Annotated in this window: 20 protein-coding genes; 7 read left to right on the top strand and 13 right to left on the bottom strand. The window is 38.5% G+C overall.

Annotated elements, in window-relative coordinates; genetic code table 11:
- Positions 1–117: 117 nt before the first annotated feature.
- From ACFQ19_RS03280 to brnQ, 7 genes are all read right to left on the bottom strand, one after another.
- On the bottom strand, positions 118–654 hold the full coding sequence (locus ACFQ19_RS03280) for a DUF6944 family repetitive protein (protein ID WP_379590575.1): 537 nt from the start codon (positions 652–654) through the stop codon (positions 118–120).
- Between the two features lie 64 nt (positions 655–718).
- Positions 719–970, bottom strand: coding sequence for a hypothetical protein (locus ACFQ19_RS03275; protein WP_379590574.1), 252 nt, complete (start codon positions 968–970; stop codon positions 719–721).
- A 203-nt stretch (positions 971–1173) separates the two neighbouring features.
- A complete protein-coding gene (locus tag ACFQ19_RS03270) occupies positions 1174–2502 on the bottom strand; it encodes a CitMHS family transporter (protein WP_379590572.1) in 1329 nt (442 codons plus the stop codon).
- A gap of 178 nt (positions 2503–2680) precedes the next feature.
- A complete protein-coding gene (locus ACFQ19_RS03265) occupies positions 2681–3412 on the bottom strand; it encodes a response regulator (protein ID WP_379590571.1) in 732 nt (243 codons plus the stop codon).
- A 5-nt stretch (positions 3413–3417) separates the two neighbouring features.
- Positions 3418–5061 carry an ATP-binding protein gene (locus ACFQ19_RS03260; RefSeq protein WP_379590570.1) on the bottom strand — a complete coding sequence of 548 codons (1644 nt, stop codon included), beginning with the start codon at positions 5059–5061 and terminating at the stop codon, positions 3418–3420.
- A gap of 230 nt (positions 5062–5291) precedes the next feature.
- On the bottom strand, positions 5292–5603 hold the full coding sequence (locus ACFQ19_RS03255) for a hypothetical protein (protein WP_379590569.1): 312 nt from the start codon (positions 5601–5603) through the stop codon (positions 5292–5294).
- Positions 5604–5910: 307 nt separating this feature from the next.
- Entirely contained in the window at positions 5911–7248 is a 1338-nt protein-coding gene (brnQ, locus tag ACFQ19_RS03250) for a branched-chain amino acid transport system II carrier protein (RefSeq protein WP_379590568.1), read from the bottom strand.
- A 532-nt stretch (positions 7249–7780) separates the two neighbouring features.
- On the opposite strand from brnQ, the gene ACFQ19_RS03245 reads away from it, so the two are divergent.
- The 6 genes from ACFQ19_RS03245 (at position 7781) to ACFQ19_RS03220 (ending at position 12992) form a co-directional block, all read left to right on the top strand.
- Entirely contained in the window at positions 7781–8944 is a 1164-nt protein-coding gene (locus ACFQ19_RS03245; RefSeq protein ID WP_379590798.1) for a pyridoxal phosphate-dependent aminotransferase, read from the top strand.
- 36 nt (positions 8945–8980) lie between these two features.
- Positions 8981–9751 (top strand): 2-keto-4-pentenoate hydratase, encoded by a 771-nt coding sequence (locus tag ACFQ19_RS03240; RefSeq protein WP_379590567.1) that lies wholly within the window; start codon positions 8981–8983, stop codon positions 9749–9751.
- Between the two features lie 256 nt (positions 9752–10007).
- The gene (locus ACFQ19_RS03235; RefSeq protein WP_379590565.1) at positions 10008–11264 is read left to right on the top strand and encodes a phthiocerol/phthiodiolone dimycocerosyl transferase family protein; all 1257 of its coding nucleotides are present in this window, start codon (positions 10008–10010) and stop codon (positions 11262–11264) included.
- Between the two features lie 5 nt (positions 11265–11269).
- Positions 11270–11929: a DUF6320 domain-containing protein gene (locus ACFQ19_RS03230; RefSeq protein WP_379590564.1), complete on the top strand. Its 660-nt coding sequence runs from the start codon at positions 11270–11272 to the stop codon at positions 11927–11929.
- Positions 11930–12210: 281 nt separating this feature from the next.
- A complete protein-coding gene (locus ACFQ19_RS03225) occupies positions 12211–12576 on the top strand; it encodes a YugN family protein (protein WP_379590562.1) in 366 nt (121 codons plus the stop codon).
- A 59-nt stretch (positions 12577–12635) separates the two neighbouring features.
- Complete coding sequence (locus ACFQ19_RS03220; RefSeq protein ID WP_379590561.1) at positions 12636–12992, top strand: DnaJ family domain-containing protein; 357 nt, start codon at positions 12636–12638, stop codon at positions 12990–12992.
- Positions 12993–13128: 136 nt separating this feature from the next.
- On the opposite strand, the gene ACFQ19_RS03215 is transcribed toward ACFQ19_RS03220, so the two are convergent.
- The gene (locus ACFQ19_RS03215; protein WP_379590560.1) at positions 13129–13980 is read right to left on the bottom strand and encodes a DUF72 domain-containing protein; all 852 of its coding nucleotides are present in this window, start codon (positions 13978–13980) and stop codon (positions 13129–13131) included.
- Between the two features lie 19 nt (positions 13981–13999).
- Entirely contained in the window at positions 14000–15034 is a 1035-nt protein-coding gene (locus ACFQ19_RS03210) for an AbrB family transcriptional regulator (protein ID WP_379590559.1), read from the bottom strand.
- Between the two features lie 202 nt (positions 15035–15236).
- Here ACFQ19_RS03210 and ACFQ19_RS03205 point away from each other — a divergent pair, with 202 nt between their 5' ends.
- On the top strand, positions 15237–15893 hold the full coding sequence (locus ACFQ19_RS03205; protein WP_379590557.1) for a PepSY domain-containing protein: 657 nt from the start codon (positions 15237–15239) through the stop codon (positions 15891–15893).
- 73 nt (positions 15894–15966) lie between these two features.
- Here the strand turns inward: ACFQ19_RS03205 and ACFQ19_RS03200 are convergent, their stop codons facing one another.
- The 4 genes from ACFQ19_RS03200 to ACFQ19_RS03185 all read right to left on the bottom strand — a co-directional run bounded on the left by ACFQ19_RS03200 (position 15967) and on the right by ACFQ19_RS03185 (position 19105).
- Positions 15967–16578: an ABC-2 transporter permease gene (locus ACFQ19_RS03200; protein ID WP_379590556.1), complete on the bottom strand. Its 612-nt coding sequence runs from the start codon at positions 16576–16578 to the stop codon at positions 15967–15969.
- Positions 16571–17440 carry an ABC transporter ATP-binding protein gene (locus tag ACFQ19_RS03195; protein WP_379590555.1) on the bottom strand — a complete coding sequence of 290 codons (870 nt, stop codon included), beginning with the start codon at positions 17438–17440 and terminating at the stop codon, positions 16571–16573. Before ACFQ19_RS03195 ends, ACFQ19_RS03200 begins: the two co-directional genes overlap by 8 nt.
- 191 nt (positions 17441–17631) lie before the next feature.
- Entirely contained in the window at positions 17632–18243 is a 612-nt protein-coding gene (locus ACFQ19_RS03190) for an ABC-2 transporter permease (RefSeq protein ID WP_379590553.1), read from the bottom strand.
- The gene (locus ACFQ19_RS03185) at positions 18236–19105 is read right to left on the bottom strand and encodes an ABC transporter ATP-binding protein (RefSeq protein WP_379590552.1); all 870 of its coding nucleotides are present in this window, start codon (positions 19103–19105) and stop codon (positions 18236–18238) included. Before ACFQ19_RS03185 ends, ACFQ19_RS03190 begins: the two co-directional genes overlap by 8 nt.
- Positions 19106–19110: the final 5 nt, after the last annotated feature.

The raw sequence follows: 19110 nt of genomic DNA, 5'->3' as shown, positions 1-19110 counted from the left end.
CTCTAACCATTTCCATTCATGGAGAAGAATATATCCCAGACTTTCACCTTTGATAGAAATCCAAGTTAATCGCACTGAATGTGTAAACTCCGGAAATGTCTTTTCTTAGTCAATACATTATGATTTGCTTTGTACCAGAGCTTGGATAAAGGCTCCAATGGTTTGTATCCAACTGCCTGCAAAATCAATATTTTCTCCTCTTTTCCCTTGCAGCTCCATAATGACCGATAAACCCTGCAAAGCATTTCCAATTGCTTGAAGCAGCGCACCGTAAATGTCATACAGTGTATCCAAGTACATCTCCTTTGTATCTAATAAACCAGGAAGAGCCATACTGCTTCCAACAGCTTGAAATAAGTTTCTTTGTATAGTTATTTTTTTCGTTGTTTCTTCATTCCATGGAGTGATTATTCCGCTAATCACAGAGGTGTTTCCAATTGCTTGTACTTGGTTTCCGATTTTATTTAAAGTAAGCTCTTTTTCGCTGTCTGACGCTAAAGCACTTCCAGTAGCTTGCATCACATTTCCTAATACATCCAAATGCTTTTGCAATGTTGCATTTAATTTAGAAGCAGGCGTACTGGCTATAGCAGAAAGCAGCGTACCTATAGCCCCGTCCCATGATCCGAATAATGCTTTCCAATGATTATCCATATTCAATTTCCTGCCCCTGTGATTATTTCATTGCCGACAAAAGTAACCGTCTGTTATTCAGTTATTACGTGTTGTTCTGAAACTCATCTAATTTTCTTTCTATTGATGCAAGTCTTTCTTCCAGCTGCCTGTCTTTAACATTTTGGTCTTCCGTTTCCTGTATAAATTCATCAATCGCCAACCCCGCAGCATAAGTGCTTATAGCATCCCCTAAAGTAGCCAGCAATCCCCCAACTAAAGCTAATATCAAACTGTAAGAAATCTGAATGTCTTCTTGTTCTGAATGGATAGAATGCTTATTCGTTTTTTTATCCATTTAACCTCAACCTCTCGATTCAAATCATATTCAGTTATTTATACTATTCCAATTAGACGTTTATCGTTAATAACATATACAAGGAAAAGCTGCTCCCCGGCAATAAACCGGGAAGCAGCTTTTCAATAAACACAATATTACATTTGCTATTTTCGCTTTTTATCATCCTACCTATATTGGCGGAAGTAAAAAGTATAGCCTTTTTATATAACACCAATAACTACGGCAATGATTACTAAAACAATGCTTAATCCCCATAACCAAGGCAGCGAATACTTAATATGACGCCCCATTTCTAAGCCTGATAAACCAAGTGCCAGCCAAACTGCTGGTGCGAGCGGACTAACAAATGTCCCTACGATATTACCAATAATCATCGCATATACGGTAGATATAGATTCTATGCCAAAACCATACGCAATTTGTTCGACAACCGGAAGCAATCCAAAGTAATACGCATCAGTACTCAACAGTAAGTCAAGAGGTACGCCTAAGAAACCAATTACCAGGTGTAAATATGGCCCAACAGCTTCAGGCATGATGGACACACCATCTTCTGCGATAGCGTCCAGCATTCCCGTACCTGTTAAAATTCCCAAAAATGTTCCAGCGGCCAAAATAATGGTTGCCATCGTCAGGGCACTTGATGCATGTGCTTTAATTCTTTCCGATTGATCATTCATTTTTGGATAATTGATTGGCAAAGCAAAACCAAGACCAATCATAAACGCAAGACCAGCTGGGATAACCCCAGTTACTAACAGCGTGATAACACCTATTACAATAATTGTATTTACCCAAAGTAATTTCGGGCGCGCATTCGGGTTTTCATTGGAAGAAAGCTTCTCATCATCAGTGCTGTCAGCATTTGCAACTTTCTCCATTGCAGCAGCACCCTCCAGTTTTCCATAGCGCTGTTCAATTTTCTGTTTTTCCCTAAATCCAAGAAATACGGCTATACCAATCATCAAGACCATCCCAATGATTTGGACTGGAATAAGCGGATACCATAATTCCGTAATATCCATACCTAACACAGAAGCAGCACGCCCTATAGGCCCTGCCCATGGAATCATATTCATGATAGCTGCACTCCCTGCAATCAAAAGAAGCAGCAAATATGGGTTCATATTCAATCGTTTATACAACGGCAGCAGTGCCGGAATCGAAATAAGAAATGTCGACGCTCCAGAACCATCCAACTGTGCAACAGCTGCAATAAATACCGTAGCTACACTTACAGCAATAACATTCCCCCGAGAAAGCGCCACCATCTTATTAATTAATGGATCAAATAATCCAGCATCCGACATCACCCCGAAGAATAGAATTGCAAAAATGAACATAACAGCAACATCCATTACAGTAGCAATTCCTTCATTAAAAAATTCGCCAATTTCTCCTAAACCAAAACCAGCAATAAATGCACCTAATATAGGTATTAATACCATCGCAATGATTGGCTGTACTTTGCCTCTAATCAATAAAATAACAATTGCCAGTATAGTTAGAAACCCTATTAAACTTAACATCCCTATCTCCCCTTATTCCATACTTTTTACTATTTCGTATGATTGCTAACTAGTTCCATTATATTGTAAGCGTTAACAATACAATTTTAAAAAAAAGAATTTTTTACGACTAATAAATAAAATAGCATGAAAAAAAAGAAGGGGGAACCTTCTTCTCATAAGTTGTTTATTTCTTATATTAATCATTTTGTTCATAAGTTTCACGACGCATATACTCTCGTTCTGGCCTGCCGACCGTTCCATATTTCAACCTCGTATGAACCTCTTTCGTGGACACCAAATACTCTAGATAGCGGCGTGATGTAGACCTGCTTGTCCCGATTTTCTTACTCAATTCCACAGCGGTGATTCCATTCCCTTTATTTGCTTCTAAGAGCTGTTTGATATCATTCAATGTAATCGAATCAATCCCTTTAGGCAAATTCGTATTTGTACTGCTGCTGGAGAAAGACGGGTAACTGCTGTCTGTAACACCTATAAAAGCGTCTATTTCCATTTGTCCGGCCGTTTCTTGAGCAGCAATAAATTCCCGGTATGCCTTATACCGTTCCAAGGACTGAACAAAACGCTCCGCATCGACAGGTTTTACAATGTAATCAAAAGCTCCTCCCCTAAATGCTTCTGCAACGGTTACTGTTTCATTCGCAGCAGTAACTGGAATCAAATCGATTTCATGATACAGATGACGTATTTGCCAAAGCAGCTCTAACCCTTGTACATCAGGAATGTAAATATCAAGCAGTATCAAGTGTGGACGAGAAGTGCACTTTTTAAGATAGGCAAGAGCTTCTTCCCCTGTCTTTACTACTTCCTGTACCATAAATCCTTCTACCCTCTCTACATATTTTCGATTGATTTCAGCCACTCGAAAATCGTCTTCGATAATAAGCGTTTGGATACTATCATGCATCCGATTCACCCCCCATTTTTAGGTATAATCATTACAAAACAAGCACCGCCCATTTCTCCTTCTTCCAACATAATTTGACCACCTTGTTTGCGGACAACATGTTGCATCAACGCTAACCCTATACCGCGATTTTTCTCTCCTTTTGTGGAGTATCCCTGTTCAAAGATATGGTCTGCCACCTCGTCTGATATACCCTGACCAGAATCATCCACCTCAACGACGATATCTTCCCCGATGTCCGTGAAAAAGAGACTAATTTGCCGCTCTCTCTCCGGATTACCTTTCACAGATTCCAACGCATTTTCGAGCATATTTCCGATACCAGTTAGTAATGCCTCCTGCTTATCCCCGTGGTAAACGCGATCGAGTTGACTGTCCGGGTGAATGGAGATAGTCACCCCAAGTTCATTCGCTTGGTTGATTTTCCCTTGCAAGAGCCCTTGAACTACTGGATCAGCTGCATGTTGCGTTAAGATTTGCGATTGCTTCTCTTGGATATTCCGTTTCTTTTTAATAAATTCGATGGCTTCTTTATATTCTTCTAACTGAAGCAAACCGAGAATGGTATATAAACGATTGGAAAATTCATGTGTTTGAGCACGTTGGGCATTTGCATACTGTTTGATTTGTTGAAGCTCCTGGGTCACATGTTCTATTTCTGTTTTTTTCCGGAAAGTAGAAACAGCGCCGGCTATTTCCCCTTCCATATAAACAGGTACTTGATTTACTAAAACAATGGATTCACCGAATATCATTTCCTTGTCATACTGACTTTCTCCGCTTTTCAATACTTCAAATAAACCTGTATTAGGAATGAATTGATCAATTGATTTTCCGGAAACATGCTCATACTGCTGATCCTCACGAAATAAGATCTGTTTTGCTGCTTTATTCATCATGGTTATCATTCCATGATGATCAACCGCTATCATGCCTTCATGCGTGGACTGCAATATCGCTTCCTTTTGCAGCAGTAAATAAGAAATATCCTTTGGCTCCATATCGAATAATAACTTTTTTATATGATAGGCAATAAAAATGGCGCCTGCAATTCCTAATATAACAATACCTATCATAGTAAGCCACAGAGACTTGCTCTGATTCGCTATAATGCTTTGGACATCCTCATTTAGAAAGCCTATAGACACCACACCGATAATATTCCCTGTTTCATCTCTTACTGGCACCTTTCCGCGAATTGATAATCCAAGGGACCCTTCGCTTCGAGACACATAAGCTTCTCCATCTTGTAAAGCACGGGCATTGTCTCCTCCAATCATCCTTTCCCCGATCCTTTCCGGGTTTGGGTGAGAATAACGAATGCCTTCCTCGTTTCCTACAACAATAAATTCAGCACCCGTTTCTTCCCGAATCGGAGCAACAATTTCCTGAATGACCGCAGAAGGATCATCTAACTCAAAGGCCGAACTGATTTCTGGTGTATTGGCGACACTTTGCGCTACGCTTAGCGCACGTTTCCCGACTTGGTCTTCAATAGTGTTAGAAATAAACGAATGGAGAAACCACGTAAAAAGAATAAAAATTCCCAAAATCAGCAAGCTGATCAGGAGAATCATCTTACTTTTTAAACCAAATGTTGCTTTAGGTTCCCCGTTTTCCATTCTATACGGCTTATGAAAATGAAACATATTGCTGTTCTCCTCGTTATACAAAACCTGCAGGAAAGATTTAGTATCAGCACCTTATCCAAACCCCTCCGCTTCAAGTTTTTCTAATTTTTTGTAATTCTATTATAAAGGCAGCGAGGTATGTATGTCACTTTTTTGATGTATATATAATCCCAACTACATTTACTTGATGATTGATCGCAAATCCTTTCCTATACTATGTCTCTCATTTCCCTCTCTCTTAAATCAATTTAAACAAATTGCTTTATCGCATGCTCAATCTCTTCCTTCCATTTCCGCCTGCCAAAAACGACAAATTTAAATATCTCTCCATTTCTTAAAGTGACTGTGACACCATTCGGAATTCGAATAAATAAAAGTTTATTTACTGATAGTTCTACTTGTTCAATCTCTTTTAAACCAATCGATACTACATTCGACTGAATGTTTACTCCATGCGGACGGTGTGTTAATTCCTTTTCCGTCAATAATAAGGTGCCTCCCGATGCTTCGTATTGTTTCCAGAGATTTGCCTTTCCCTTTTTAATGATACGTTCAGACATACCCTTCCCCCTTTAACTCATGCTTTTTTTTAATTGTCACCAGACCTCTAGGTTATAATTCTAGTTAGACTTATACAAATCACTACGGTGAGGCTAGTAATCGCAGCCCCAGATACGAAAAGTTATCCTTTCGTATCTGCAAAAAAATTCAGAAACTATATATACATTAACAATTTCTGAATTCGGTGTAAAATGAATATTGTCTATTACCCTTCTATATCACGCCTTTTTCACCCCAGCATCCCAATAAGAATAACAAAACCTGACTGAAAGATTTTTCATCTGTCAGTCAGGTTTTGTTTTGCTTTTATTTATTTTTCACTTTTGCAACAATAATCATAATCACTGCTACAACAACGGCCGGTATCAGCCAGCCCAGCCCTTCTGCATAAAGCGGCAGGACATCCAGTGTTTCTAAAATCGCGTTTAACCAACCTGGTAAATCAAGCTCCAATGACTCAAAAAGTGCTACCAGGCCATCGATGATACCGAAAATAAATGTAACGGCAATCGTTGGAACATATACGAGACGTGAATGATCAAAAAATGGGGATACAAATGTTAATAAAACTAACACCATCGCCAGCGGATATAAGAACATCAGCACCGGCGTAGAAAATGCAATAATATTTTCCAAACCAAAGTTAGCTACGACAAATGTTAAAATAGCAAAGAAAAACACCCATGGCTTATAAGCAATCGCAGGAATCAATGAATGGAAATATTCCGCATTTGCGGTAATTAATCCGATAGCTGTAGTCAGACAGGCTAAAATAATAATTGCTGCCAGCAAAACAGATCCCAATGTGCCAAAATAATATTCTGCTGCTCCGCTTAATACTGGTCCGCCATTATCAAATATACCCAATTCTGTCACGCTGGTTGCACCTAAATAAGAGATACCTACATAGATAATAACGAGTAAAGCTGTTGACGTTAAGCCAATTTTCGTAACAGCGGACAAAATTTGATTGTTGTTTGTAATTCCAAAACTTTTTATCACATTAATAATAATGATTCCGAATACCAATGCTGCTAAAGCATCCATTGTATTATATCCTTCTAAAAATCCAATAAAGAAGGCAGACGATTGATATGTTTCCTCTGGTGATTGGATAGCCCCCATCGGATTGAAAAGAGCAACTGCTAATAGAATAAGCAGTAACACGACAAGAACCGGCGCCAGAAACTTGCCAAGATTATCAACTATTTTTGATGGAAACAGCGAGAACAGTAGCGCAACCAAGAAAAATGCTCCTGTAAAAATCAATAGAACCATAGATTGTGATCCTTCACTTACGTAAGGCGCAATCCCAACCTCATAAGCAACTGTACCTGTTCTTGGTGCCGCGAAAAATGGCCCGATGGTTAAATAAAGGAGGGCTGTGAACGCAAGTCCATAAACAGGGTGCACACGGCTTGCAAGCTCCTGAAGGTTATTTTTTCCAGAAAAGCCCATTGCCATAATACCGAGAAATGGCAGCCCCACTCCGGTTATTAAAAAGCCAATCGTAGCCGGGGTAATATTTTCTCCGGATAATTGCCCCAACTGAGCTGGAAAAATCAGATTTCCTGCTCCAAAAAATAACGCAAATAACATAAATGCAATTGCTAAGTAATTACCTGGTCGCAGTTTGGTATTCATTTTATTCCTCCTATCTCCAAACCGAAAATTCTTGGAATTATCTAATTATTTTACGTAATTTGACACAAAAGCAATCTTACTACTTTCAAAAATAAATTGCAATGGAAAGAATGGGAAATTACGTATGCAGTAAAAACGGTTAAAAACGATTTTAGTTTATCGCCATACACTCCTTATACAAAGTACAAAAGTGTTCTAACCTGGCGTTACTCTTTTAATTACTTTTCCGCAAATGACGAGGGTTCAAACAGTGCCCTTCTAAATATATATAAGTTGAATTATTAAATCTATCTTTTTAATTTTTCTAACGTAATCATTCATTAATTATGTTGTTATATGCTGTAATAAGCGGAGGAAATATACGGAGACTCCTATGGGAAAGCGTAGTGTTTTTCCGGAGCGAATGCCAGAAGGCAAAATCTTTACTTCAACTTATATAGTTTCTTTTTTTCATATAGACATTATCTCTTCTAGCTTATACCATTAAGATACGTACAAATTTTACAAAATTGTATAAAGAGGTCGATAAATGATGAAATTATCCCGTCGTGTAGAACAGCTTCCTTCTCAATTCTTTGCATCTCTGGCAGGTAAAGTAGCCGCTGCCGTCAAAGAAGGAAGAGATATTATTAACTTAGGACAAGGAAATCCCGATCAGCCCACACCGCCACATATTATCCGCGCTCTTCAGAAAAGCGTGGAAGATCCTGTTACACATAAATATTCTCCTTTCCGCGGAACGGATGAATTTAAGCAAGCTGCCGCTCAATTTTATAAAAGAGAATATCATGTTGATTTAGACCCCGCTTCCGAGATTGCTGTACTATTTGGGAGCAAGATTGGGCTGGTAGAACTCCCTTTGGCGGTCATGGATAAAGGCGAATTAATGCTGTTGCCTGATCCAGGCTATCCAGATTACTTATCTGGTATATCTTTAGCAGATGTTACGTATGACACCTTTGCTTTATTAGAAGAGAATCATTTTTTACCGGACTATGCTGCATTAACAGAGGAGCAAAAGAAACTTGCTAAACTGCTATATTTGAATTATCCAAATAATCCGACTGGAGCAGTTGCAACGAAATCATTTTTTGAAGAAACCGTTGCATTAGCGGAAAAACATGACATTGGCATTGTACATGATTTTGCATATGGAGCCATCGGCTTTGACGGATATAAGCCAATGAGCTTCCTGCAGACAGAAGGCGCAAAAAATGTCGGTGTGGAATTGTACACCCTTTCTAAAACCTATAATATGGCAGGATGGCGTGTCGGTTTTGCTGCCGGAAATAAAGATATGATTGAAGCCATTCAAATTCTGCAAGACCACTTGTTTGTCAGCCTTTTTCCAGCGATTCAAAAAGCTGCCGCAGAAGCTTTATCGGGCGATCAGCACGCTGTAACTTCTCTTGTAGCTCTCTACGAACAGCGTCGGGATACATTAATGGAAGAGTGCAGGCGCATCGGCTGGAATGTCACGGCGCCAAAAGGCTCCTTTTTTGCTTGGCTCCCAGTGCCAATAGGTTTTACGAGCGAAGCATTTGCTGATTATCTATTAGAGGAAGCCGATGTAGCTGTTGCAGCCGGAAATGGTTTTGGAAAGACAGGGGAAGGGTTTATCCGGGTAGGATTACTGGTTGAAAATGAACGAATTCGTGAAGCCATACGCCGGATTGAAAAACTTCAATTATTTTAAAGTAAACCAAAAGGAAGCGAAAAGGAGATAAGAATGATGAGCGTTATTTCTGATATTTTAACACACATTGAAACAGCTTACCGGACCGGACAGCCTGTTTCATTTATTCGTAATAAGTATACGATCAGCGAAGAAGAAGCATACAATGTACAGCATGCTTTTATCCAAAACCGTGTTCAGCAAGGGGATGCGGTTGCTGGCTATAAAATCAGTATGACTAGCGCAGATACACAAGCCATTGCCGGCACCCATGAGCCTGCTTATGGAACGATTCTGACATCACAGGTGCTGCAGGGAGGTTCTGAATATGACTTATCCCGCTTATTCTCTCCCTTGATTGAACCGGAATTGATGTTTTTCATTCATGAAGATATATCCAGGAACGCTGATGAGCAGGAAATTATCGAGAAAACATCGGTTGCTCCAGGTATTGAAATTCCTGATGCAAGATATATCGACTGGTTCCCTAACTTTTCATTGATTGATTTACTATCTGACAATACCGCAACAGGCAGAATCGTTGTTGGTAATACTGTCCCTTCACCCGGATTGGAGATACTAGGTGCGATTGAACTAGATTTACAGTTCAATGGTAAAACGACACATACTGGACGTTCTGATGCTGTATTAGGTAATCCTGTATATGCTGTCAAATGGCTCGTACAGAAATTAGCTGAGCATAACCAGTCCCTACGAAAAGACATGGTGGTTTCTTCAGGAACGTTTATCCCGCCATTTAAAGCAGAAGCAGGGAAATACCTGGCCAGCTACAAAGATATTGGCAGCGTAGGAATAACATTGGTCTAAAGAGATATACGAAGAGGCGCACATCATGTTGCTCCTCTTTCTATTTATTACAGGAATGCTTTTTAATCATTTTATAAACAAGCATAAGACATTTCTTCTTTTAAAATATAGCTTGTTTTTCCATATGTGTCTTTTCATAGTGTAAAAAATACCGCCATCTGTTAAAGTAAAGAATATAACTTTAAAAGCGTATGGATGTACTTCAATTAACCAATAAATAAACACGCAGAAAATAGTCGCAAGAGGGGTTCAAAAGATGACAGAATGGTACAAACTTGATAATGCAGGAAAAATGTTTCATGCTGTATCCAAACCGACAAATTCTTCGGTTTTTCGGCTTGCTGCTGTCATGAAAGAAACTATACAGCCTGATAAGCTGCAGCTTGCACTTGATGATGTTATCAAGCGCCTGCCAATGTTTGCAGTAAAGCTTAGCAAGGGTGTGTTTTGGGATTTTCTTGTAGAAAATAAAGAGAAGCTTTTTGTACAATACGAAAACCAGTATCCATGTGCACCGATTGATCCGATCGAAACGAATGGGTTTTTGATGCGTGTGATGTATTATAAAAAAAGAATTGCTGTAGAATTCTTTCATTCTGTAACAGATGGCACAGGTGCTTTAGAATTTGTTAATGCGCTTGTGTATCATTATCTCATTCGGTTGGGTGAAGATGTCAGTTACCAAAGTAAACTAATTAATATCAAAGATGAACCGAGCTATTTCGAGCGAGACGACAGTTATCAAAACTATGGCACTGATGAAAAGCCGGAAAAATTCAAAGAAGCATCCTCCTATCAAATTCGAGGCGGAGCAATAGATCAAACTGTAGTTGTGCACGGGAAAATGAGTGCAGAAAGCGTACATCAGCTTGCCAAAGCACACGGAACAACCATTACTGCTTTTACCTCTGCACTGCTTATTGCAGCTATTTACAGAGAAAGACTTAAATTTCGGGCTTACCAGGAAGAAATAAAAATTGCTATTCCTGTTAATTTAAGAAATCTCTTCCCTTCCAATACACTTCGTAATTTTTTTGGTATCGTCAATATTGGTATGGCTGTAACAGAGAAAACAACTTTAGAAGAAATCATCTCAGAAATATCCAAACAATTACGAGAAAAAATAAGGAAAGAAAGCTTGCAGCAAACGATTAATGATCGGGTGAAATGGCAGACAAGACTGGCAGCAAGATTTATCCCGCTTCCATTGAAATACCACGCAATACGTTATGGATATAGAAGTTTCAGTGAACGTACCAAAACGATGACGATGACAAATCTAGGGAAGGTACATCTTTCTGAATCGATGGAATCACATATTTCTCATATGGAGTTCATTTTATATCCGACAAAAAAAAGTCCGATTAACGGAGCAATGGTTGCTGTCGGGGACGAATTGGTGATTTCATTTGCGAGAATGATCCAAGAAGCAGATATTATTCGAACTTTTTTCAGGGAACTTTCAAAGACATATCATTTGGATATCGAAGTATACTCCAATGACAGCAGGTGAAAACAATGCAACATTATTGCACAAATTGCAAAACCTATACCAAACAGCAATACTGTCCATTATGCAAGCATAAGCTTTCTCATAAAACGGGGGATAATACATATTATCCTATTTATGATACCAAAATCCAGCGACGACGTTTCGCCCAAAGACTTGTCTTATTTATTTCTATCTCTGCTGTCAGTATAAGTTTACTCATTAATTTACTGACCAATCCGGAAAGGTTATGGTTTTTGTATGTGTTAAGTCCTGTTCTGTACGGATTACTAACAATAAACCATACCATTCTTTCCAGAGCACATGTCGGCTCTAAGGTCATTCTGCAAGTTATCGCTCTATCTGTTATGTTGTTTATCTTGGATGCAGCATCCGGAAGCTCAAAGTGGTCCATACATTATGTCATTCCCTTTCTTGTTACACTTGCTACAGTACTTGTAACGATTATTGTATTGCGAAAACCAATGAAATGGCGGGAGTACATTGGGTATATGTCAACCATGGTCATTCTCGGTTTTCTTCCTGTTGTTCTATTCTTAAGTTCGTGGTCCACAGTGCTATGGCCGAGCGCTACTACTGCTTTATATGCGCTGTTAACATTAATTGGAATGGTATTATTTTCAGAAAAAACAATGAAAAACGAGATTGTACGGCGTTTTCATTTTTAATAAAAGCGCATGTTGTCCCCTCTTCTTATCAACATGCGCTTTATATCTGTCCTCTGCTCCAACAACCAATTTGCCGCTTTCTCCATGCAGTTTCTCCTTCTTTACTTCTTTTTTCTTTTTCCATTTTAGATGGTGATTCTTAAAACAACGTTGCTTTCTACCCCACTTCTTTCATCTTCTCGTATGCTCCGCTCCTTATTTGGTAAAACTAATCATAAATTTACTAATATTAAAATATGATAGCTACCATTTTCCTAAAAATCATAAAGGAGCAGTTAAAAATGATTGTATTAGATACCAACATGCCTGGAAAAAGAGGTTTTTTGAGAAAATTACAGATTCATTTAGATGAGCTTGGCTTTCATATAAATAGAAAGAATACACATCATGCTTTCTTTCATGGAATGCTTTCCAGCAAGGCCACAGAGAAACTGTACTTATCTCTCCCTTTTCAAATATTGCATGAAGAACAGGATCAACCATCTGCTCAAATTGAATTTGGAAATCCACAGATTGTCCCGTCCGCAGCCTGCCAGGATACCAATTCATTTCAAAACACACTTCACCAACAGGATTTCCATTACTGGAAGTGCAAGGGAGAACAAGCTGTACAGCAAATCATCAATCATATCGATAATAATCTTTAGTTGAACTTTTCCATCCCATCCAGCATACTAAAAATGAGATGGCATAAGGGAGGGGCGTTATGTATCACTTTGTAGAAGAGCAAATTAAAAAGGCAGTGGATGATGGCGAATTCGAGCATTTGCCTGGCAAGGGAGAACAATTAGATTTGCGTGATGAATTTGCAGGATTGCCTGAAGAAGTGAAACAATCTTTCCGTATCTTAAAACGGGCAGGTTATCTATCAAAGGAGCAGGAAAATCAAAAACAGTATATATCGCACAGTGATTTAATGAAAATTGCAACAGACGGCGAAAAGCAAGCGGATCAATCTGAAAAACAAGAAGCTTTCCGCATATTAACCAAAGAACGTAAACTGGATAAAAGCAGTATTTTTCATAAATACGCAAAAAAGATTCGGCACAAGTTATTTCAATGAAAAAGGGACTAACCTATGATGCGTTAATCCCTTTTTTATATGGATCAAGAATACTTGGAATTAATGAACGTTAAAAATAACCAAAACGCTGGCGGCATTACTACCCACCATACGTTTTGGTTATCTCTTCATCTTCTTAGAACAAGCCCAGCTGTTGCGAAGCCAATCCATCAAATTCAATGCCCAACATTTGCTGCAGCTGTTTCGCATTACCGCCCGCATGTCCACCCGAATTATTGTTAAACAAAATAATAACTTCTTTACACTGTTTTTCCAGCTTTTTCACTTCTTCAGCGATAGCTGTTAATTCTTGTTCGTTATATTCATATAAGTAGCGAACTTTTCGCCAATTTGCATTACCTGAATAATTCCATCCGTGCACATTCCTTCCATGCAATCGGATAAGTGCTTTATCTTTTGTGGTTACAACAGGTACAAATGGCACAGATTTTTCACCAGCCTGCGGTTCATCCGCAATCGCATGAATCCAGCCCTCTTGCTTCATAAAATCCAGCGTTTGCTGCTGAAATCTTTCTTCGTACCAGGACTGCTGCCTAAATTCCAATGCAACTGGAATATCCTTCATTTGCTGTTTACAATAACGGATATACTGTACATTCTCTGTCCTGCAATCAAACCACGGTGGAAATTGAAACAGAACAGCTCCCAGCTTTCCTGCTTTCTGAAGCGGCTCAATGGATTCCCTGAACGCCTGGAACATTTCTGCTTTCGTTTCAAAAGGATTTTCCTTCTCCTCTCGATCATGCCCCGTCATCCCTTGATAGGCTTTCACGATAAATTGAAAATTCTCTGGTGTCTCCTTCGCCCATTTTTCCATATTACGAATAGGCTGTACCGCATAGAAGGAGGCGTCTAATTCTACCACTGGAAAATGACTGCTGTATTCTTGTAATTTTTCATGCGCTTTTGTATCATCTGCATAAATCGAATCGTGGTCTCCCCATCCTGTTAAACCAATTTGAATCACTTTAAACACCTCTCTTACACTACTCCCTTACTTTGCGTTGATCCCGCCGCACCATATATTTAACAAATGGAATAATAATAATGGATAAAAATAAAATCCGGAACAGCTGGAAAGAAGTTACCACCGTCACTTCCGCCTGAATCGATGCAGCGATAATTCCCATCTGATCGACACCGCCCGGAACAACACTTAAAAAGCTGGTCGCAAAATCCATAAAATAATGCGCCATCCATTCACTGATGAAAAAAGCCACACTGATTAATATGACACACGAACCAATAGCATACACAATATGTGATTTCATTTTCTTCAGCTTATCCCGCTCCAACAATAAGCCTACATAAATCCCAATAAAAAGTTGCGCAATATGCAGTAAATTATCCGGCATGACCGGGACCTGAATCGATAATAGATTACAAACCATGATAAAGAAAACAGGTCCTAATAAATAGGCAGTAGGTACTTTGATTAACTTACAGGCCATTCCCACTATGTAGCATAGAATCAATAATCCGAATAAGACTAGTGAATAGCTTTCTCCTGTATTATCAGATGCTGCACTGCCATTATTACTGGAAACAATAAACGGAACCAGTGTAATAATCGCCAGCAGCCGCATGACTTGGTAGAACGTTACAACTGTTATATTCAAGGTCTTTTGCTCTTCTGCAAAGACAACAACCTGCTGTAATCCGCCCGGAGCACAACACGCCATTGCTGTTCCGATATCCAGCCGCGCCCATTTCGAAACTGCAAAACTGATACCCATAAACAAAATGAAAAAGATAATGTTAATGATAATCATCATCGGAAAATAGTTTATCATATCCTGCAGTGCTTCTAATGTAAAAGCATAACCAATCGTATACCCGGCAATGACCAGCCCAATATTTCGAAAAGTGGCATCCCAGGCCATTCTCCAAGTTGATTTTAAATGGAACAATAATGTTACAATCATTGGTCCAAGCAGCCAAGGTAACGGCAGTCCGATCACTGAAAAGATAAAAGCTCCTAAGAGACCAATTGCCATCGTTCTCAGGAATAAAAATATCATATAATTCCCTTCCTTCTTTTCCTATTATAACGTTTCCACACAAATAGGAAAATCTATTATTTCGTTATTATAAGTAAAAAAATTGCAATACCTTTTTAAATACATTCAATGAATTATATAAATATGGTTTGCTTCTCTTTTTAATTGGGTATTATGATTTTAGATAAATTTTTTTAACAGAGACTGGAAAGGGTGAATAAATATGAAAAAAATATTACTTTTATGCTTTACACTGCTTCTTTCCATTACTTTAGCAGCATGCGGGACAAGTGATGACAGCGGCTCAGAAAACGGGACAGCCAATGAGCCTGACTCTAGTGAAGATGCCAATGATAATAATCAGGATGCAAATATAGAAAATGAGAACACAGATACGAATAATAGCAATGATACAACGGAGAGTAATGGCGATGCGGACTTAACTAGTGTTTCCTTAAGCACAGAAGATGCGAATGAAGCTTTTCTTGATCATTTCCCTGGTTCAAACCTTACTTCTATTCAATTAGATGAAGAAAACGGCGAGCTTGTCTATGATATAGAAGGCTATGATGACACACTGGAATATTCTGCTGAAATAGATCAAAATGGAGATGTTATATCAGACGAAAGAGAGCAAAAGGAATCGGATGAGCAAAATAATGAATTAGTGCTCGGTGATTATATCTCTGCTGAAGAAGCACTATCTACAGCATCAGAAGCTCCTGAAGCAGAAGGCATTACTGCAAGAAGCTGGTCATTAGAATTTGAAAATGGCAGCCCGGTATATGAAGTGAATTTTGAAGATATGGATTCTCAAGAAGTAGATGTGTATATTGATGCAGAGTCTGGAGAACAACTGCATGTAGAGGTAGACGATTAAGGATTTTATAAAGCAGGCTGAAGTTTTAAAGCTTCAGCCTGCTTTATTTATGCTACCCCTGCAGGTTTCAGTATTAAAATACTTTACGTTGATAAATAAATTGGCTGACTAACCAAGAGAAGAGGTATAAGCCAATCGCTATAGCTGCACTGCTTAAATAAAGCGTCGTTGTTGATAAGCTTGCAATAAAATCTGTCATCGTTGTGAGATGCTTTGCCAGAAAACGGGAAGCCGGTTGAAAACCTATTGCTAAAACTATCATCCCAATAAAAACCGCTATCCCAATATAAGCAGGTTTTAAAATATAGAATAAGGGAAACGCGAATGCTGCAAGAATAAAGAATAACAATGCCGCTATAGTCATATCCTCCAATCCAAAACCAAAACGAGTCAGGTATAGTACTACCCCGGCCAACGCAATCGATATAACCATATATACAATGGCCCCAAGATATCTGGAAGCAACAATTTCTTTACGTGTATAGGGTAAGGAATTAAGCAGCATATTTGATTCTGTCATAGAATCGTAAATATAAGCATTTGCAGGTATAAACGTGCTGGCAAGCAGAAAAATCAGAATCGGGCTGAGATTTTGCGCAAAGAAAACTAGAAAAATAATGAGTGGTACAAATAGGAGAAGCTGATTTTTTTGAATAATAATGTCTTTTTTTATTAAATTAAACATGCTGTTGCCTCGCTCCTTTTGCATAAAACATAATATCTTCCAACGTAGCTGCTTCCATCTCGACACGATCGCCAAGTAATGCTTGGACCTCTCTGACATCATCTGTTAAAGCCTGAAAACCAGAAGCAGAACGCTCCACCTTTATAAATATATCTTCTGTTTCCCTAGTCAACAAATCAATACTTCCCTTGACCAAAGCATATCGGTTCTGCATATCTTCCATCGAATCATGGAAAAGCATTTTTCCCTTCTGAATAAATGCAACATCATCCGCAATCCGCTCTAAATCACTGGTAATATGCGTCGAAAAAAATAAGGTGCGTCCTCCGTCGTCCATCATCTCCTGTAATATATCCAGCAGTTCTCTCCGGAAAACCGGGTCTAATCCCGCAGTCGGTTCATCCATCATAATAAATTCTGCATCATGGGATAATGCGATAGCCAAAGAAGCTTTCATCTGCATTCCTTTCGAAAAAGTTTTAATTGCTTTATTTAACGGTAACTCAAATAGCTTGATATAGTTATAAAATACTTTATCATCCCAATTTTTATAAGCCGGAGCCACAATTCGCTTGATGTCTTTTAAATTTAAACTTTCATAAAACACATTACTGTCATAAACAAAGCCCATGCGCTCTTTAATTTGTTTCTCATTACCAGCATAATTCATCCCAAAGATCTTCACTTCTCCTTCATCCGGCTGCAGCAGATGCATCATCAGCTTCATTGTAGTCGATTTCCCTGCCCCGTTGGCACCAACAAATCCAGTTACATGGTCTTGTTTAATTTGCAAATCGATATTCTCCAAGGAAAAATCCTTAAACCGTTTGGTTACATTTTTAAATTCAACGATATGTTCCATACAATTTTCTCCTCTCCTGAATTTTATATTTATATTGTTTATTGTATATATACTATATTAACACTATATACATTATTAAAACATTCCTTTCGTTACTTTGCAATGGTGAAATGATTTTTCACAAAAAAAGAGACCTCAGCTAGGTGCTTAAGATCTCTAAACGGTGTTTATTCCATATTAAGATTACGTTTTTAAAAAGCTTTCCGTTGATAAATTACTTGGCTGAATAACCAAGAAGCTGCATATAATACGGCAATGATCCCTGCACCGCTTCCATAAATGGCAACAGTCGATGTATTGGAGAAGAAATCAACAATTGGTGTGACGTACTCTCCAATAAACCTGATTATCGGACCACTTAACACAACAATTAAAACAAAGCCTATTGTAACCACTGTTCCAATATGTCCCGGTTTCAATAAATAGAACAATGGAAAAGCAAAAGCAAACATAGAGAGGGTAATCCCTGCTCCGATAGCAACATCCATCCAAGTAAAAGGACGATTAAATACATAGAAAAGTGCTATGGTAATCCCAATAGATACAGCCATATAAAAAATGGCTCCAATATACCTGGAAGCAACAATTTGCGTACGGGAATAAGGCAACGAATTCAGTAATATATTTGTTTCTACTTTTTCATCATACGAATAGGCATTAATTGGAATAAAAAATCCAGCAAATACAAAGATAATAAAAGCTGACATATGCGAGCCTGCAAAAATAAAGAAAAGTATGAACGGAATAAATATATACAGTTGAAATTTCTGTATAATTAAATCTCTTCTGATTAAATTAGTCATATGAATGATTTGCTCCTTTCATATAAAACATGATTTCCTCTAACGATACTTCTTCAATCACTACATGGTCGTCGAATACTTCTTTTACTTTTGACGCATCTTTTGTCAAAGCTTGAAATCCGTTGGGCAAACGTTCTATTTTTATAAAATACGCCTCTGTATCTGCATCCAGTAATTCTGTGCTTCCCTTTACAATGGCGTACTGCTCCTGCAGCTCATACACAGGTTTATCAAAGAGAATTTCCCCTTCATCCATCAGAACAATATAATCGGCAATCCGGTCCAAGTCACTTGTGATATGGGTGGAGAAGAGAATGGTCCTTCTTCCATCTACCATGACCTCCTGAAGAATATCTAATAACTCCCGGCGAGATGTTGGATCCAAACCTGCTGTCGGTTCATCCATGATAATTAACTCTGCATCATGGGAAAGAGCCATCGCAATCGATGCTTTCATCTGCATCCCTTTGGAGAATTTTTTGATAGGTTTATTTAAAGGGAGCTCAAATTGGTCCACATACGCTTTAAATTGATTTTGATCCCAATGCGTATATGCCGGTGCAACAATCTTGCTGATATCCTTTAAATTCAGTGATTCATAGAATATATTACTGTCATAAACAAATCCGATACGATCTTTTATTTCTTTTTCATGACTGGTGTAATCCAGTCCAAATACACTTACATCTCCATTATCCGGCTGCAGCAGATTCATTATGAGCTTCATGGTTGTTGATTTTCCGGCGCCATTCGCCCCAATGAATCCCGTTACAAATCCCTGCTTTATGCGCAGATTCATATTATCTATCGTGAATGCTTTCAAAGTTTTGGATACACCGTGGAGTTCGATTATATTTTCCATTCCCA

The sequence above is a fragment of the Oceanobacillus locisalsi genome (assembly GCF_042675985.1).
Taxonomy (GTDB): Bacteria; Bacillota; Bacilli; order Bacillales; family Amphibacillaceae; genus Oceanobacillus; species Oceanobacillus locisalsi.
Note: the sequence above shows the minus strand (reverse complement) of the source record. Positions and strands in the feature narration are given on the sequence as shown.

Excerpts from the sequence above, each read along its gene's own strand:
- ACFQ19_RS03280 (WP_379590575.1), bottom strand. The coding sequence starts at position 654 with ATGGATAATCATTGGAAAGCATTATTCGGATCATGGGACGGGGCTATA.
- ACFQ19_RS03275 (WP_379590574.1), bottom strand. The coding sequence starts at position 970 with ATGGATAAAAAAACGAATAAGCATTCTATCCATTCAGAACAAGAAGAC.
- ACFQ19_RS03270 (WP_379590572.1), bottom strand. The coding sequence starts at position 2,502 with ATGTTAAGTTTAATAGGGTTTCTAACTATACTGGCAATTGTTATTTTA.
- ACFQ19_RS03265 (WP_379590571.1), bottom strand. The coding sequence starts at position 3,412 with ATGCATGATAGTATCCAAACGCTTATTATCGAAGACGATTTTCGAGTG.
- ACFQ19_RS03260 (WP_379590570.1), bottom strand. The coding sequence starts at position 5,061 with ATGTTTCATTTTCATAAGCCGTATAGAATGGAAAACGGGGAACCTAAA.
- ACFQ19_RS03255 (WP_379590569.1), bottom strand. The coding sequence starts at position 5,603 with ATGTCTGAACGTATCATTAAAAAGGGAAAGGCAAATCTCTGGAAACAA.
- brnQ (WP_379590568.1), bottom strand. The coding sequence starts at position 7,248 with ATGAATACCAAACTGCGACCAGGTAATTACTTAGCAATTGCATTTATG.
- ACFQ19_RS03245 (WP_379590798.1), top strand. The coding sequence starts at position 7,781 with ATGAAATTATCCCGTCGTGTAGAACAGCTTCCTTCTCAATTCTTTGCA.
- ACFQ19_RS03240 (WP_379590567.1), top strand. The coding sequence starts at position 8,981 with ATGAGCGTTATTTCTGATATTTTAACACACATTGAAACAGCTTACCGG.
- ACFQ19_RS03235 (WP_379590565.1), top strand. The coding sequence starts at position 10,008 with ATGACAGAATGGTACAAACTTGATAATGCAGGAAAAATGTTTCATGCT.
- ACFQ19_RS03230 (WP_379590564.1), top strand. The coding sequence starts at position 11,270 with ATGCAACATTATTGCACAAATTGCAAAACCTATACCAAACAGCAATAC.
- ACFQ19_RS03225 (WP_379590562.1), top strand. The coding sequence starts at position 12,211 with ATGATTGTATTAGATACCAACATGCCTGGAAAAAGAGGTTTTTTGAGA.
- ACFQ19_RS03220 (WP_379590561.1), top strand. The coding sequence starts at position 12,636 with ATGTATCACTTTGTAGAAGAGCAAATTAAAAAGGCAGTGGATGATGGC.
- ACFQ19_RS03210 (WP_379590559.1), bottom strand. The coding sequence starts at position 15,034 with ATGATATTTTTATTCCTGAGAACGATGGCAATTGGTCTCTTAGGAGCT.
- ACFQ19_RS03205 (WP_379590557.1), top strand. The coding sequence starts at position 15,237 with ATGAAAAAAATATTACTTTTATGCTTTACACTGCTTCTTTCCATTACT.
- ACFQ19_RS03200 (WP_379590556.1), bottom strand. The coding sequence starts at position 16,578 with ATGTTTAATTTAATAAAAAAAGACATTATTATTCAAAAAAATCAGCTT.
- ACFQ19_RS03195 (WP_379590555.1), bottom strand. The coding sequence starts at position 17,440 with ATGGAACATATCGTTGAATTTAAAAATGTAACCAAACGGTTTAAGGAT.
- ACFQ19_RS03190 (WP_379590553.1), bottom strand. The coding sequence starts at position 18,243 with ATGACTAATTTAATCAGAAGAGATTTAATTATACAGAAATTTCAACTG.
- ACFQ19_RS03185 (WP_379590552.1), bottom strand. The coding sequence starts at position 19,105 with ATGGAAAATATAATCGAACTCCACGGTGTATCCAAAACTTTGAAAGCA.